16 protein-coding genes are annotated in these 15560 nt (G+C 39.3%); all 16 read left to right on the top strand.

What is annotated here, in order from left to right; all coding sequences use genetic code 11:
• Positions 1–11: 11 nt before the first annotated feature.
• The 16 genes from flhA (at position 12) to dxr (ending at position 15555) form a co-directional block, all read left to right on the top strand.
• Positions 12–2048, top strand: coding sequence for a flagellar biosynthesis protein FlhA (gene flhA, locus MMB68_RS02115; RefSeq protein ID WP_221784449.1), 2037 nt, complete (start codon positions 12–14; stop codon positions 2046–2048).
• Positions 2048–3145, top strand: a complete 1098-nt coding sequence (gene flhF, locus MMB68_RS02110) for a flagellar biosynthesis GTPase FlhF (protein ID WP_221784448.1) — start codon at positions 2048–2050, stop codon at positions 3143–3145. Before flhA ends, flhF begins: the two co-directional genes overlap by 1 nt.
• On the top strand, positions 3138–4007 hold the full coding sequence (locus MMB68_RS02105; protein WP_221784447.1) for a MinD/ParA family protein: 870 nt from the start codon (positions 3138–3140) through the stop codon (positions 4005–4007). The genes flhF and MMB68_RS02105 overlap by 8 nt, the downstream gene beginning before the upstream one ends.
• 9 nt (positions 4008–4016) lie before the next feature.
• Complete coding sequence (locus tag MMB68_RS02100; RefSeq protein WP_221784446.1) at positions 4017–5060, top strand: protein-glutamate methylesterase/protein-glutamine glutaminase; 1044 nt, start codon at positions 4017–4019, stop codon at positions 5058–5060.
• A gap of 14 nt (positions 5061–5074) precedes the next feature.
• Entirely contained in the window at positions 5075–7054 is a 1980-nt protein-coding gene (locus MMB68_RS02095) for a chemotaxis protein CheA (protein WP_221784445.1), read from the top strand.
• A 30-nt stretch (positions 7055–7084) separates the two neighbouring features.
• A complete protein-coding gene (locus tag MMB68_RS02090; protein WP_014458457.1) occupies positions 7085–7513 on the top strand; it encodes a chemotaxis protein CheW in 429 nt (142 codons plus the stop codon).
• Positions 7514–7563: 50 nt separating this feature from the next.
• Positions 7564–8058 (top strand): chemotaxis protein CheD, encoded by a 495-nt coding sequence (locus MMB68_RS02085; protein WP_277447177.1) that lies wholly within the window; start codon positions 7564–7566, stop codon positions 8056–8058.
• Positions 8059–8113: 55 nt separating this feature from the next.
• Positions 8114–8875: a FliA/WhiG family RNA polymerase sigma factor gene (locus MMB68_RS02080; RefSeq protein ID WP_221784444.1), complete on the top strand. Its 762-nt coding sequence runs from the start codon at positions 8114–8116 to the stop codon at positions 8873–8875.
• Positions 8876–8890: 15 nt separating this feature from the next.
• Positions 8891–9418, top strand: coding sequence for a hypothetical protein (locus tag MMB68_RS02075; protein ID WP_140451697.1), 528 nt, complete (start codon positions 8891–8893; stop codon positions 9416–9418).
• A 158-nt stretch (positions 9419–9576) separates the two neighbouring features.
• Positions 9577–10296: a 30S ribosomal protein S2 gene (rpsB, locus tag MMB68_RS02070; protein WP_013058850.1), complete on the top strand. Its 720-nt coding sequence runs from the start codon at positions 9577–9579 to the stop codon at positions 10294–10296.
• Between the two features lie 107 nt (positions 10297–10403).
• On the top strand, positions 10404–11285 hold the full coding sequence (gene tsf / locus MMB68_RS02065; protein ID WP_013058849.1) for a translation elongation factor Ts: 882 nt from the start codon (positions 10404–10406) through the stop codon (positions 11283–11285).
• A 76-nt stretch (positions 11286–11361) separates the two neighbouring features.
• Positions 11362–12084: a UMP kinase gene (pyrH, locus tag MMB68_RS02060; RefSeq protein ID WP_013058848.1), complete on the top strand. Its 723-nt coding sequence runs from the start codon at positions 11362–11364 to the stop codon at positions 12082–12084.
• Between the two features lie 2 nt (positions 12085–12086).
• Positions 12087–12644 (top strand): ribosome recycling factor, encoded by a 558-nt coding sequence (gene frr / locus MMB68_RS02055; protein ID WP_013058847.1) that lies wholly within the window; start codon positions 12087–12089, stop codon positions 12642–12644.
• A 134-nt stretch (positions 12645–12778) separates the two neighbouring features.
• Positions 12779–13561: an isoprenyl transferase gene (locus MMB68_RS02050; RefSeq protein WP_025750295.1), complete on the top strand. Its 783-nt coding sequence runs from the start codon at positions 12779–12781 to the stop codon at positions 13559–13561.
• An 18-nt stretch (positions 13562–13579) separates the two neighbouring features.
• Entirely contained in the window at positions 13580–14371 is a 792-nt protein-coding gene (locus tag MMB68_RS02045; RefSeq protein WP_277548117.1) for a phosphatidate cytidylyltransferase, read from the top strand.
• A gap of 35 nt (positions 14372–14406) precedes the next feature.
• Positions 14407–15555 (top strand): 1-deoxy-D-xylulose-5-phosphate reductoisomerase, encoded by a 1149-nt coding sequence (gene dxr / locus MMB68_RS02040; protein ID WP_013058844.1) that lies wholly within the window; start codon positions 14407–14409, stop codon positions 15553–15555.
• Positions 15556–15560: the final 5 nt, after the last annotated feature.

Below are 15560 nucleotides of genomic sequence, written 5' to 3'. Positions count from 1 at the left end.
GAGAAAAATTAATGTCTGCAAGAGAACTGCCAGTTGTTATAGGTGTTGTACTCATTATCGTTATGCTTGTTATTCCGTTGCCTTCATGGTTATTAAGTATTTTAATCATGATTAACATTTCTCTTGCGCTGCTTGTACTGCTCGTTTCCATGAATATGAAAGAACCTTTAGAGCTATCGGTATTTCCGTCTTTGCTGCTGGTTCTTACGCTATTTCGATTAGGTTTGAATGTATCGACAACACGTTCAATCTTAGGAACAGGAGAAGCAGGCGGAGTGGTGGAAACATTTGGCCACTTCGTTATTGGAGGAAACCCGTTAGTCGGCTTTGTTGTCTTCATTATTTTAATTATCATTCAGTTTCTCGTTATTACAAAAGGAGCGGAGCGTGTTTCTGAAGTAGCTGCCCGCTTTACCTTGGATGCGATGCCGGGTAAACAAATGAGTATTGATGCAGATTTAAATGCAGGTATGATTTCAGAAAAGCAAGCAATTGACCGCCGTGAAAAAATTCAGCGCGAAGCAGATTTTTACGGAGCAATGGATGGAGCTAGTAAATTCGTCAAAGGTGACGCCATTGCAGGGATTGTCATCACCCTTATTAATATCTTGTTTGGGATTGTTATCGGCATGCTGCAAATGGGAATGTCCATCACTGAAGCATCCCAAACCTTTACTTTGTTAACAGTAGGCGATGGGTTAGTGAGTCAAATTCCAGCCCTTATGATTTCAACAGCGACAGGTATTATCGTCACTAGAGCTGCTTCAACAGGCAATTTGAGCGAAGATATTACACAGCAGCTGTTTGCTTTTCCAGTTATGCTTTATGTCACTGGAGGAACGATTGCGGCTCTAGGTTTAATTACGCCAATTAATGATGTTATTACAATGCCTATTGCTATTTTGTTAGGAGTGGGAGGCTATTATTTGTCTCGGGCTAAGCATCAGGCGGTTCGTGAAGAAATGGCACCTACTGAAGAAGAGATGGAAGACAATGAAATGAAAAGTCCGGAGAGTGTTGTCAATTTATTAAGCGTTGATCCGATTGAATTTGAATTTGGTTATGCATTAATTCCGCTTGCTGATACGAATCAAGGAGGCGATTTGCTCGATCGGATTGTTATGATTAGACGTCAGCTGGCACTTGAGCTAGGATTAGTCATTCCAGTTGTTCGCATCAGGGATAACATCCAGCTTCAGCCCAACGAATACTGTCTTAAAATAAAGGGCAATGAAGTGGCAAAAGGGGAGATTCTGCTCGATCATTACTTAGCAATCAGTCCGGGAATGGATGATGATTTGATTGAAGGAATTGATACGTTAGAGCCAGCTTTTAAGATGCCTGCAAAATGGATTAGTGAGTCGGTGAAGGAGCAGGCTGAGATGTTCGGGTATACCGTTGTTGACCCACCGTCGGTTGTGTCTACGCATATAACAGAAGTTATAAAATCGTATGCGCATGAGCTGATTGGAAGGCAGGAGACAAAACAACTAATCGATCACACAAAAGAAACGTATCCTATTTTAATTGAGGAAGTAACGCCTAATCCTCTTTCCGTTGGAGACATTCAAAGGGTACTGGCAAAGCTTTTAAAAGAAAGCGTCTCAATTCGAAATTTACCCATTATTTTTGAGGTGCTGGCCGACTACGGAAAAATGACGTCAGACACCGATTTGTTAACTGAATATGTCCGGCAAGGGCTCGCAAGACAAATTACCAGTCAATATACGGTCCAAGAAGGTCTGCTTCGAGTTCTTACCCTTTCAGGAAAAGTTGAAAAAACGATGGCGGAATCTGTTCAACAAACGGAGCATGGGAATTATTTATCACTAGACCCTAACGTTTCACAAGCTATCGTAGAAAGTATAGCCAAGCAAACAGAAACACTTTCTTTTCAAGAACAGTCTCCAATTGTGTTATGTTCTCCTGCGGTGAGGATGTACGTGCGCCAAATCACTGAGCGGTATTTTCCCCATATGGCGGTTTTATCATATAACGAGCTAGAAGCAAATGTTGAAGTTCAAAGTGTTGGAGTGGTGGATATCTGATGAAAGTAAAAAAATACGTAGTAGCATCTATGCCGCAAGCTATGAAAGCCATTCGTTCAGATTTAGGTGAGGAAGCGGTTATTTTACATTCAAAACAAATTCGAACAGGAGGGTTTCTTGGCTTATTTACTAAGGCAAAAATAGAAGTATTGGCAGCTGTCGATTCCGTAGAAAAGCTGGGCGTAAAGAAGAACTCATTTCCGCCAGAATCCAGTATGGAAGATAATCAATCTTTTATGAAGCAGCAGCTCAGTGAGTTAAATACTCTTGTCTCACAAATGAATCAAATGCCAAAGGTTTCCTCAGGTTCATATCCAAAAGCAGTGGAGGATGTGCTTGCCTATTTGCGGTTGCAAGAAATAGACGAAGCTATTTTAAAAAGCGTAGAGGCTCCTATGCTAGAGTACTACTACTTACATCGCTCTAACTCAAACCAACTGATGGAGTGGACGAAGAGCTGGTTTGTCAATCAGTTTAAAGCAAGTGAATGGAGCGGTCCTTTCAAAAAATATGTAAGTGTAGTAGGACCAACAGGTGTCGGTAAAACAACAACTCTTGCTAAATTGGCCGCAAAGTGTGTCCTGGAACACAATCAAAAAATAGCATTTATTACAACTGACACGTATAGAATTTCAGCGATTGAGCAGCTCAAGACGTACGCTTCGATCTTGAATGCTCCTTTAACGATTTGTTATAACGGAGCAGATTTTAAAAAAGCTTTGCTAGAAACAGAAGCGTACGATGTGATTTTTATTGACACGGCAGGCCGTAACTTTTTAGAACCGCAATATGTACATGATTTAAAGAAAATTATTACGTTTCAAGAAGATTTGCAAACGTTTCTTGTTCTAGCACTAACGTCAAAAGCATCAGATATGAAAGTTATATATGAACGTTTTGCTAGTCTCCCTGTTGATCAACTGATTTTTACGAAGCGAGATGAAACAACTCACAAAGGCTCGCTTTTAAATATGTTGTATCGTTACGGCCAACGAGCTGCTTTTACAACAAACGGGCAGGATGTACCAGAAGATGTTTCGTCATTTAAAATAGAAGAGTTTATCGACGATGTGTTTGGAGATTGGAAAGATGAATGATCAAGCAGCAGTTTTAAGAGAAAAAGTGTTAAAGAAACATCAAAACTCTTTAAGGAATTGTAAAACGATAGCCGTGTTAAGCGGAAAAGGAGGAGTTGGAAAGTCGAATCTATCATTAAACTTATCTCTTGCGCTAACGAAGCAAAAGCAAAGAGTTCTTCTTTTTGACATGGATATAGGGATGGGAAATATTGATATTCTGATTGGTCAAACTGCTTCATATACGATGGTTGATTTGATGGAAAAAAAGCTTTCCATCCAGCAAATTATTAAAAAAGGTCCTCAAAATTTAGCTTATGTGGCTGGTGGAACAGGAATTTCCTCTGTATTTGAATGGTCTCCATCAGACCTTGCTCATTTAATAAAAGAATTGAATTCGTTAACAAATCAATATGATTATATGATTTTTGATATGGGAGCGGGCATGTCAGAGAGTGTGCTTAAGTTTTTAAAAGCTGTAGATGAAATGATCGTGGTCACAACACCAGAACCTACAGCTATAACAGATGCCTACGCTGCTATTAAACTAGCAGCTTCCTACTCTGTATCCGCACCGATTCGTCTTATTATTAACAAAACGCTTTCTGACAAAGAAGGAAATGAGACGTATGAACGATTTAATCGAGCTGTTCAGCAGTTTTTGAACGTATCTATTTCTCTATTAGGTATTGTCCCAGATGATCAAGCTGTCCAAAAGGCAGTTAATCGTCAAATCCCTTTTTTTCTTCAAGACCCAAAATCTAAAGCTAGTACATCACTGGTGGATATGGTAAATATTCTTGTTCCACAAGACGATAGGACAGCCACTAACACACAAGGAATGTTTATTCGGCGCCTCAAACGATTTTTTCTTGAAAGGTAGGAAAGTAGAGTGAATGAAATAAAGGTGCTTATTGTAGATGATTCTGCATTTATGCGAAAGCTGATTGGCGATTTTTTAGCAGGCGACAATCGGTTTCACGTTGTGGGTACAGCACGCAACGGTGAAGAAGGATTAAAAAAAGCAATCGAGCTATCCCCGGACATTGTGACACTTGATATTGAAATGCCCAAAATGAATGGCTTAGATATGTTAAAACAGCTCATGCGCGTGAAGCCTCTTCCTGTTGTCATGTTATCGAGTACAACAATAGAAGGCGCTGAAAATACGCTGACCGCTATGCAGTACGGCGCAGTTGATTTTGTTGCTAAACCTTCGGGAGCTATTTCGCTGGACTTACATAAAGTGAAAGATGAGCTTATCTCTAAACTATTGCTTGCTAGTAAAGCCAACATATCTTCAAGCAGTCATCAGCACGCGCAAAACAGCAGTGTATATAACCTCCCGACACAAGCGAAAGTGAACAAAATGATTTGTATTGGCACTTCTACTGGAGGACCGCGTGCACTGCAAGAAGTATTATCAACTGTTTCAAAAGACATAAACGCACCTATTTTTATTGTGCAGCATATGCCGCCAAATTTTACAAAATCATTAGCAGCTAGATTAAATCAGCTGTCTGATATTGAAGTGAAAGAAGCAAAAGACAATGAAATCGTTCGCTCAGGATGTGCGTATATTGCGCCTGGGGGTTTTCATATGACGGTTGTAGAGAACAAGGGGCAGCTCAGCATTTGTTTAGACACTTCTTCACCTGTAAAAGGACATCGCCCCTCAGTGGATCGTTTGTTTCAGTCGATTAGTAAAATTTCAGGTTATCAAAAACTTGCCATTGTGTTGACGGGAATGGGAGCGGATGGAACGGAAGGCGTTATTGATTTAAAGAAAAATAAAGACGCGCTTATATTAGCTGAATCTGAAGAAACAGCTGTCATTTATGGGATGCCCAAATCAGCCGTTTCTACAAAACTTGTTGATTATATTGAACCGCTGCGAAACGTTGGAAGCTTTATTTCTCGCTACGCACAGAAATAGGAGGGGAAGTTACGATGGATATGAATCAATATCTAGAAGTGTTTATTGAAGAAAGCAAAGAACATCTTCAAAACGTTAATGACCAGCTAATGCGTTTTGAAAAAAATACCGATGATCTTGGCTATGTAAATGAAATTTTTCGGTCTGCTCATACGTTAAAAGGTATGTCTGCAACAATGGGATTTGATGATTTAGCACAATTAACTCACAAAATGGAAAACGTGTTAGATGCTGTTCGAAATCACCAACTCGACGTTCATACGGAAGTTCTTGATGCTTTGTTTGAATCAGTCGATGCGCTAGAAATAATGGTTCAATCCATTTCACAAGGCGGTGATGGTCGGCTTGATGTCAAATTACTTGTTCAAAAGCTGCAGCGTATTGTAGCAGAGGAACCCGTAGAACAGCCTGCGACTTTTTCTATTGAATATGATGAGTTTGAACAAACATTGCTGAGTCAAACCGCAGACCAAGGGTTTAACGCGTTTGAAATAACCGTACAGCTTGAACGCACCTGTCTGTTAAAAGCTGCGCGTGCGTATATGATATTTGATGTGTTAGAGCAAGCAGGAGACGTCATTAAGTCAGCGCCAACTGTTCAAGATATCGAACAAGAAAAATTTGAATCATCTTTTATCGTTGTATTAGTAACAAACGAATCGCAAGAAAAGCTGCAAACAAGCATTATGGAAGTCTCTGAAGTAGAAAGCGTGAACATTGCTGCGGTCCCCGTAAAAAAGGAGACAAAAATGGAGGAGTTTGTTTCACCAGAAGTAGCAGCAGCCATACAGGAAGTTACTGTATCAGCACCTTCTAAATCGCCTGTTGAAGAGAAAAGACAGCCCTCAAATAACAAGACGATTCGAGTTAATATTGACCGTTTGGACAGCCTCATGAACTTGTTTGAAGAACTAGTTATTGATAGAGGCAGGTTAGAACAAATATCAAAAGAATTGAATAATAGCGAATTAGACGAAACGGTAGAGCGGATGTCTCGTATTTCTGGAGATTTGCAAACGATTATTTTAAATATGCGTATGGTGCCTGTAGAAACCGTTTTTAATCGTTTTCCCCGTATGGTGAGACAGCTTTCAAAAGATTTAGGGAAACAAATTGAACTTCAAATTGTCGGAGCTGATACAGAGCTGGACCGGACTGTCATTGATGAAATTGGAGATCCGCTTGTTCACTTATTAAGAAATGCCGTTGACCACGGAATTGAAATGCCTCAAGCACGCTTAGAGAGCGGAAAGAATGAAAAGGGAACGATTCGCCTTAAAGCTTATCATAGCGGAAATCATGTCTTTATTGATTTAGAAGATGACGGGGCGGGCATCAATCGTGAAAAGGTACTGCAAAAAGCGTTAGATCGAGGAATTATTGATGAGAAAACAGCTGAAACGCTGACGGATAAACAAGTGTACGAGCTCATTTTCGCTTCGGGCTTTTCGACGGCTGAACAAATTTCAGATGTTTCCGGACGAGGAGTAGGTCTAGATGTCGTGAAAAACACGATTGAATCGCTAGGGGGTTCTGTAACGATCGATTCTAACGAAGGATACGGTTCGCGTTTTTCTATTCAACTGCCGCTCACTCTGTCTATCATTTCTGCTTTACTCGTGCAAATGAGTGAAGAGCGCTATGCCTTACCGCTTTCTTCGATTATTGAAACAGCTATTGTTCAGCCGAAAGAGGTCATGCATGTACACGGTCAAAAGGTTATTGACTTTCGAGGAGCCATTATTCCTCTTATTGATTTAAAAGAACTATTTACTGTGCCTAACTCGGTACAAAGAGATCATTATTCCGTCGTTATTGTGAAAAAAGGAGAAAAGACCGCCGGGCTAATTGTTGATTCTTTTATCGGTCAGCAGGAAATCGTTTTAAAATCTTTAGGTCATTATCTGCCGGGTGTATTTGCTATTTCAGGAGCCACGATTTTAGGCGATGGACAAGTAGCACTTATCATTGATTGCAACGCTTTGATCAAATAACAAATGCTGTAAAAAGAAAGGGAGAAAGGCATGAAAATTATTGTGTTTCAATTGGGGGACGAGGAGTACGGAATTTCAGTAGAAGAAGTGCAATCGATTGAAAAGATTCAGCACATAACACGCGTTCCTGGAGTAAAAGAATATGTAAAAGGTGTTATTAATCTTCGCGGTGTTATTACACCGATTATTGATTTGCGCACTCGTTTTAACTTGCAAGAACAGCTTAACCATGAGCTGACACGTATTATTATGGTTCGTCTTAATGATGTAGAAGCAGGTTTGATTGTGGATGCGGCAAATGATGTAGTAGACATTGATGAAAAAACGATTGCTTCAGTGCCTGAAACAGTTGAAGGAACAGCTGTAGAATACTTGAACGGAGTTGTTAAAGTAGATAGCCGTTTAATTGTTCTTCTAAATTTACCTAAAGTTCTCTCTTTAGAAGACCACCTCCAGTGAGCCAAGCGAATAATGGATATCACGCTGAAGTTTCTAGGAGTTGAAGAATTGTGAGAGATGATAAACAAGTGATTAAGGTAGGAATTGCCGAGATGAATGTTACACATGCACCCGCAGTGCTTCGAACAGCGGGATTAGGATCATGTGTAGGAGTTGTCGTTTATGACTCTGTTCACTCGGTAGCTGGGCTCGCTCATGTAATGCTTCCGGATTCAAGCGGGTCCAAATGTCCTTTTAATAGAGCTAAATATGCAGATACAGCCATTTTTGATTTGATAAATATGTTGATTAAACAAGGCGCACATAGAAAATTGTTGAAAGCAAAAATAGCAGGAGGCGCGCAGATGTTTCAATTTGAACCAAGAAATGATGTCATGCGAATTGGCCTTCGAAATGTTCAAGCAGTAGAGAAAGAGCTGCATAGAAACAGTGTAGAAATTGCAGCAAAAGCTATAGGAGGACACAACGGACGCACAATTGAATTTGATCCTCAAACGGCTATTTTAAAGGTTCGCACGATTAACGAAGGGATAAAAACGATATAAAGCGTGCCCTGACCGTTACCGTTTAATAGCGCTATAAAAAGGAGTTGAAAGACCCTTGAAAAGTATACAAGAAGTTGAAGAACATAAAATTTGGCAGGAATGGATAGAGACGAGAGACTCACATGCGGGAAACATGCTTGTGAAAAAGTATATGCCGCTTGTTAACTATCATGTTCAGCGGATTAGTGTAGGGCTGCCTAAAAATATTCATAAAGAAGAGCTTCGTAGTTTAGGGTTAGTCGGCCTTTACGATGCGTTGGAAAAGTTTGATTACGGTAGAGACTTGAAGTTTGATACATATGCGTCTTTTCGAATTCGAGGGGCGATAATAGATGGACTTCGTAAAGAAGATTGGCTATCAAGAAGCGCAAGGGAAAAGACGAAAAGAATTGAGCAAGCAACGGAAGCACTTGAACAAAGATACTTGCGTAGAGTTGCACCAAGTGAAGTTGCAAAAGAAGTAGGCATGGCAGAAGCAGATGTCGTTCATACGATGAATGAAGGCTTCTTAGCTAACGTTTTGTCAATGGAAGAACAGCCAAAAGAGTATGAAGATGGAGAACAAAAATATACGATTAAAGATGAAAAAATGCTCTCTCCTGAAGAGGAGCTAATTAACGACGAACGATATCAAGAGCTTGCTGAAGTTATCGAGCAGCTAAATGAGAAAGAACAGCTCGTTGTTTCATTATTCTATAAAGAAGAGCTGACTTTCACAGAGATCGCACAGCTGTTAGGGCTATCTACTTCACGTATTTCTCAAATTCATTCGAAAGCGCTGTTTAAAATGCGTACGAGTTTAAGTAAAATAATTTAGCAAAGAGGTAAAAGAATGGGGTTTTTACTCACAGTTAGTTTTTTAATTCATGGTCTATCACTGTTTTGCATTATTCTTTTATATATGCAAGTGACCAAAGTGAAAAGAATTGAACGCTTGCACCAGCAAAATATCAATAAAATGGAAGCTGCGATGAGCTCCTATCTCGCTGAATTTCAGGAACAAAACGAGCAGTTTTTAAGTCAGCTTCGAGAGCGTTCCACTTCGCTTTCTTCGGAAGTAGAAAAAAGCAGCGTAAAATCACCTTTGGTAGATGAAGAAGACATGCTTGTTCAAAGGGTAGATCTAAAAAGTGAGCCTTCCCAGTCGCTGCATGAACTTCTTTCTATAGAAGAAAATCAGAAACATATACGCACATCTTTTGACGAATTAACTACAGACCAAATTCAAGATTTGTCAGGTGAAGAGATAAAAGAATTTTCCGTTTATTTAAAAAGAAAAGGTTTAACAATTGAAGAAATTGCAAAACATTTACACAGAGGGAAAACTGAAATCGAATTATTATTGAAATTTCATCAATAAACTTAATGAAACGCTTGCTTGTGAAAAAGGAGTGTGCTATATTTGTTTTTGGTGTTATTACACACGCTTGTTGATTCGGTTGATGGTGCTACTTTTTGTAGTTTCGGCTGAAGATGAAATAAGCGGAGGAGACTTAAAACCATTAGGAGGAAAAACACATGTCAGTAATTTCAATGAAACAATTACTAGAAGCTGGTGTACATTTCGGTCACCAAACTCGCCGTTGGAACCCAAAGATGAAGAAATACATCTTCACTGAGCGTAACGGCATCTACATTATCGATCTTCAAAAAACAGTTAAGAAAGTAGAAGAAGCGTACAAATTCGTTAAAGAATTAGCTGCAGACGGCGGTACTGTTTTATTCGTAGGTACGAAAAAACAAGCTCAAGATTCTGTTAAAGAAGAAGCAGCTCGCGCTGGTATGTACTTTGTTAACCAACGTTGGTTAGGTGGTACATTAACTAACTTCTCAACTATCCAAAAACGTATCAAACGTTTAAAAGATATCGAAAAAATGCAAGAAGACGGTACTTTTGAAGTACTACCTAAGAAAGAAGTAGTTCAACTTAAAAAAGAGTTAGAGCGTCTTGAAAAATTCTTAGGCGGCATTAAAGATATGAAACAACTTCCAGATGCATTATTCATCATTGACCCTCGTAAAGAGCGTATTGCAGTAGCGGAAGCTAAAAAATTACACATTCCAATCGTTGGTATCGTAGACACTAACTGTGATCCAGACGAAATTGATTATGTAATCCCTGCAAACGATGATGCAATTCGTGCTGTTAAACTTTTAACTTCTAAAGTTGCTGATGCTATTCTAGAAGCTAAACAAGGTGAAGAAACAGCAGTTGAAACTGAAACAACTACTGCTTAATTCCGTGAAAGGTGATAAGAGGGAATAGCCTTTTATCACCTTTTTTTGAAAAGATTTAACCCATTTATATACATTAATTACATACCCAAACAAGGAGGCTACACATTATGGCAATTACTGCTCAAATGGTAAAAGAATTACGTGAAAAAACTGGCGCTGGTATGATGGATTGTAAAAAAGCGTTAACTGAAACTAACGGTGATATGGAGCAAGCAATCGATTTCTTACGTGAAAAAGGTATTGCAAAAGCTGCTAAAAAATCAGACCGTATTGCTGCTGAAGGTCTAACTTACATCGAAACTCAAGGTAACGAAGCTGTTATCTTAGAAGTTAACTCTGAAACTGATTTCGTTGCGAAAAACGAAGGTTTCCAAAAGTTAACAAAAGAATTAGCTGCTCACATCTTAGCTAACAAACCAGCTGACGCTGCTGAAGCTGCTACTCAAAAAATGGAAAACGGTGCAACTGTTGAAGAACACATCAACTCTGCAATCGCTACAATCGGAGAAAAATTATCTCTACGTCGTTTCGCTGTAGCAACAAAAACTGATGCTGATGCATTCGGTGCTTACCTACATGCTGGCGGACGTATCGGTGTGTTAACAGTATTATCTGGTACAACTGAAGAAGCTGTTGCAAAAGACGTTGCTATGCACATTGCTGCAATCAACCCTAAATACATCTCTCGTGATCAAGTTTCTGCTGAAGAAACTGAGCGCGAGCGCGAAGTATTAACTCAACAAGCATTAAACGAAGGCAAACCAGAAAAAATCGTTGCAAAAATGGTTGAAGGTCGCCTTGGCAAATTCTTCGAAGATATTTGCTTACTAGATCAAACATTTGTTAAAAATCCTGATCAAAAAGTACGTCAGTTCGTTGAGAGCAAAGGCGCTACTGTTGAAAGCTTCGTTCGTTTTGAAGTAGGAGAAGGTATTGAGAAACGTCAAGACAACTTCGCTGAAGAAGTAATGAACCAAGTTAAAAAGTAAGGGTTTGACCGTATAGGGAACACTGTGTGTTCCCTTTTTTACAAAAGAGATCTCACCGTTAACGATGGAGGTAAGCATGAGTCAAGCAAAATATAATCGTATCGTATTAAAGTTAAGTGGAGAAGCATTAGCTGGTGAAGAGGGTTTTGGTATTAACCCATCCATCATCAAATCTGTTGCTGAACAAGTAAAAGCCGTTTATGAATTAGGTGTGGAAATTGCTGTAGTCGTTGGTGGTGGAAACATTTGGCGTGGTAAAATTGGCAGTGAAATGGGTATGGATCGTGCCGCTGCTGATTATATGGGAATGCTAGCAACAGTAATGAACTCTTTGGCTCTTCAAGATAGCTTAGAGAACATTGGTGTGCAAACACGAGTTCAGACTTCTATCGAGATGAGACAAGTAGCAGAGCCTTATATTAGAAGAAAAGCTGTTCGTCATCTTGAGAAAAAACGCGTTGTTATTTTCGCCGCGGGTACAGGAAACCCTTATTTCTCTACAGATACAACAGCAGCTTTGCGTGCAGCTGAAATCGAAGCTGACGTGATCTTAATGGCTAAAAACAACGTAGATGGCGTTTATAATGCAGATCCTAAGCTTGTACCTGATGCTGTAAAATACGAAACATTAACGTATATTGATGTTTTAAAAGATGGACTAGCTGTTATGGATTCTACAGCTTCTTCATTATGTATGGACAACGATATTCCGCTAATTGTTTTTTCAATTACGGAAGAAGGCAATATTAAACGTGCCGTTACAGGCGAAAACATTGGAACAATTGTAAAGGGGAAATAAACATGCCAAAACAAGTGTTGCAAAACGCAAAAGAAAGAATGGAAAAAGCAATTCAATCATTTAGCCGCGAACTAGCATCAATTCGTGCTGGACGTGCAAGCGCGTCACTTCTTGACCGCGTAACGGTAGAATACTACGGTGCACCAACACCAATTAACCAATTGGCGCAAGTAAGCGTGCCTGAAGCTCGTATGCTTGTTATTCAGCCTTATGACAAATCACAAATTGGTGAAGTTGAAAAAGCTATTTTAAAATCTGACTTAGGGTTAACACCTACAAGCGATGGAACGATTATCCGTTTATCGATTCCTGCTTTAACGGAAGAACGTCGTCGTGAGTTAGTGAAAATGGTGAAAAAATATGCTGAAGAAGCAAAAGTTGCGGTTCGTAACGTACGCCGTGATGCAAACGATGATTTCAAAAAGTTAGAGAAAAAAGGTGAAATTACTGAAGACGATTTACGCGGCTACAGTGATGACATTCAAAAACTAACAGATGATCATATCGTAAAAGTGGATAAAGTGGCGAAAGATAAAGAAGAAGAAATTATGGCGGTTTAAGTCATTTCAAGGTAAAATATATTGTAAAAGACCCTCTATTGTTTACAGGGGGTTTTTTTGTTAATAATGTGTAGTAAGAAAAAACTCACATAAGCCACACGTTTATGTGAGAGCGTACAACGGGGGACCTTTGCATGTTAAGAAAATTTCAAGCATGGAAGAAAAGTCAAGATTTAAATACACTGTCTTTGTCAGAACGAAAAGATCAAGTGAAACAGCACCCTGTTCCTGAACATATTGCAATTATTATGGATGGGAACGGTCGTTGGGCGCAAAAACGAGCTCTTCCTCGCATGATGGGCCATCATGAAGGAATGAAGGTAGTGCGTCATGTGACCAGATTGGCCAATGAATTAGGTGTTAAAGTATTAACTTTATATGCATTTTCCACTGAAAATTGGAAGCGCCCCAAAATTGAAGTCGAGTTTTTAATGAAACTGCCAGAGGAATTTTTAACAACCTTTCTGCCTGAGCTAATTGAAAAAAATGTGCAAGTTCGTATTATGGGGGATAAAAGTGAGCTCCCTGCCCATACGATTCGAGCCGTGGATAACGCAATTGAAAAAACAAAGCATAACACAGGGCTGATTTTAAACTTCGCGCTCAATTACGGTAGCCGTCACGAAATCATGGGTGCTATTCAGTCATTGGTGGAAGATGTAGAACAGGGAAAAGTAGCTTCCTCTTCTATTTCAGAAAATTTATTTTCTTCCTATTTAATGAGCAAAAGCCTTCCAGATCCGGATTTGCTTATTCGTACAAGCGGTGAGCTTCGCTTAAGTAATTTTATGCTTTGGCAGCTAGCTTACACAGAGTTTTGGTTTACAGAAGTATTATGGCCAGATTTTAAAGAAAATCATTTAATCGAAGCAGTCGAGGCGTTTCAAAAGCGTGGTCGCCGCTTTGGTGGTGTATAAGAAGGTGTGGAAAACAAGATGAAACAGCGCATTATCACCGCGATTGTAGCACTTGCGGTATTTGTGCCGATTGTTTTAATTGGAGGGTTACCTTTTACCCTTATCATGTATGTAATCGGAACAGTTGGTGTAATTGAGCTTTTAAAAATGAAACATTTGAAAGCAATGTCTTTTCCAAGTATCATTAGTTTATTGCTAACCTGGGTGTTTTTACTACCAAATGGAAGAGATGTTGCATTTCAATTCTTAAGTGAACATAAGATAGAAGTAGCGCTTGCTGCTGTCCTTCTTTTATTAATGTACACGGTTGTAGTTAAAAATAAATTTACCTTCGATGACGTTGGGTTTATTTTATTAACGACAGTATATGTTGGCTTTGGCTTTCATTATTTTATCGAGGTTCGTCAAGAGTTCGGATTAGCTTATTTGTTCTTTGCTTTTCTTATTATTTGGGCGACGGATTCGGGAGCTTATTTTATTGGACGAGCAATGGGGAAACGAAAGCTATGGCCGGAAATCAGTCCCAATAAAACAATTGAAGGTTTTGTTGGTGGCGTCGTATGCGCTATTGTAGTAGCCATTGTATTTAAGCTGTTAGCAAATATTGATCAAACTATGATTGAACTACTTGCAATTGGTATTATCGTATCGTTATTTGGACAGATGGGTGATCTTGTACAATCAGCGTTCAAACGCCACTATGGCGTAAAAGATTCAGGGAAGATTTTACCCGGTCATGGTGGGATTTTAGACCGTTTTGACAGTTTGATGTTCATCATGCCAATTTTAGCTTTTTTATTATCTCTATAAAAAAGATGTCTTTGTTTTAATAGGAGTGAATATACTTGAAGAAAATTTCCTTGTTAGGAGCTACAGGTTCAATCGGTACTCAAACCGTTGATATTGTTCGAGCGCATCCTGAGCATTTTGAGCTCTCAGCAATCTCTGTAGGTCGAAATATTAATGAAGCAAGAAAGATTATTCAGCAGTGTAAGCCAGCCCTTGTTTCTGTGATGAAGAAAGAAGATTGTCTGTCACTGCAAGCAGAATTCCCTTCTATTCGATTTGTTTATGGAGAAGAAGGACTTGTGGAAGTGGCAACTCATCCATCCACAGAAGTTTTAGTAAATGCTGTTCTTGGAAGTGTAGGGTTGACTCCTACGCTAGAAGCAATCAAAATGAGAAAAACGATTGCTATTGCAAATAAGGAGACACTTGTTACTGCTGGTCACCTTGTTATGGAAGCAGCCAAGGAATATGGCGCTGATATTTTACCGGTAGACAGTGAGCACTCAGCTATTTTTCAAAGTTTGCAAGGGCAAGATCAAAAAGCAATAGACCGTTTAATTTTAACGGCTTCTGGAGGAAGCTTTCGAGATAAAACGAGAGCAGAACTACAGGGAGTAACGGTTGAAGATGCATTAAATCATCCAAACTGGTCGATGGGAGCTAAAATTACAATTGATTCGGCAACGATGATGAATAAGGGATTAGAAGTGATTGAAGCACATTGGCTTTTTGATCTTCCCTATGAGAAAATTGATGTATTGTTACATAAGGAAAGCATCATTCATTCTATGGTAGAGTATTCGGATACAAGCGTTATTGCTCAGCTTGGAACGCCTGATATGCGCGTGCCAATCCAATACGCATTAACGTATCCAAAACGCATGTCTTTGCCTAACACCAAGCGTTTAAGTTTGGCGGATATTGGCCAGCTTCACTTCGCTAAAATGGATGAAGAGCGTTTTCGCTGTTTAGCTTTTGCATTTGAGGCTGGCAAAGCGGGTGGAACACTTCCGACTGTTTTAAACGCAGCTAATGAAGAAGCTGTTCAAGCCTTTTTAGATGGTCACATTACATTTTTACAAATTGAAGATGTGATTGAAAAAGCAATGAATGAACATACTGTAATACAGAAACCTTGTTTATCTACTATTAAAGAAGTAGATTTAGAAGCAAGAGAGTTTGTTAGATCCGCCATCTCTCGATAATGTGC

The sequence above is a fragment of the Priestia sp. Y58 genome (assembly GCF_029522095.1).
GTDB classification, from domain to species: Bacteria; Bacillota; Bacilli; order Bacillales; family Bacillaceae_H; genus Priestia; species Priestia megaterium_E.
The sequence above is the reverse complement of the archived record's forward strand: the minus strand, read 5'-3'. Positions and strand labels throughout refer to the sequence as shown.

Excerpts from the sequence above, each read along its gene's own strand:
- tsf (WP_013058849.1), top strand. The coding sequence starts at position 10,404 with ATGGCAATTACTGCTCAAATGGTAAAAGAATTACGTGAAAAAACTGGC.
- MMB68_RS02105 (WP_221784447.1), top strand. The coding sequence starts at position 3,138 with ATGAATGATCAAGCAGCAGTTTTAAGAGAAAAAGTGTTAAAGAAACAT.
- rpsB (WP_013058850.1), top strand. The coding sequence starts at position 9,577 with ATGTCAGTAATTTCAATGAAACAATTACTAGAAGCTGGTGTACATTTC.
- MMB68_RS02090 (WP_014458457.1), top strand. The coding sequence starts at position 7,085 with ATGAAAATTATTGTGTTTCAATTGGGGGACGAGGAGTACGGAATTTCA.
- flhF (WP_221784448.1), top strand. The coding sequence starts at position 2,048 with ATGAAAGTAAAAAAATACGTAGTAGCATCTATGCCGCAAGCTATGAAA.
- MMB68_RS02045 (WP_277548117.1), top strand. The coding sequence starts at position 13,580 with ATGAAACAGCGCATTATCACCGCGATTGTAGCACTTGCGGTATTTGTG.
- MMB68_RS02095 (WP_221784445.1), top strand. The coding sequence starts at position 5,075 with ATGGATATGAATCAATATCTAGAAGTGTTTATTGAAGAAAGCAAAGAA.
- flhA (WP_221784449.1), top strand. The coding sequence starts at position 12 with ATGTCTGCAAGAGAACTGCCAGTTGTTATAGGTGTTGTACTCATTATC.
- pyrH (WP_013058848.1), top strand. The coding sequence starts at position 11,362 with ATGAGTCAAGCAAAATATAATCGTATCGTATTAAAGTTAAGTGGAGAA.
- frr (WP_013058847.1), top strand. The coding sequence starts at position 12,087 with ATGCCAAAACAAGTGTTGCAAAACGCAAAAGAAAGAATGGAAAAAGCA.
- MMB68_RS02050 (WP_025750295.1), top strand. The coding sequence starts at position 12,779 with ATGTTAAGAAAATTTCAAGCATGGAAGAAAAGTCAAGATTTAAATACA.
- MMB68_RS02075 (WP_140451697.1), top strand. The coding sequence starts at position 8,891 with ATGGGGTTTTTACTCACAGTTAGTTTTTTAATTCATGGTCTATCACTG.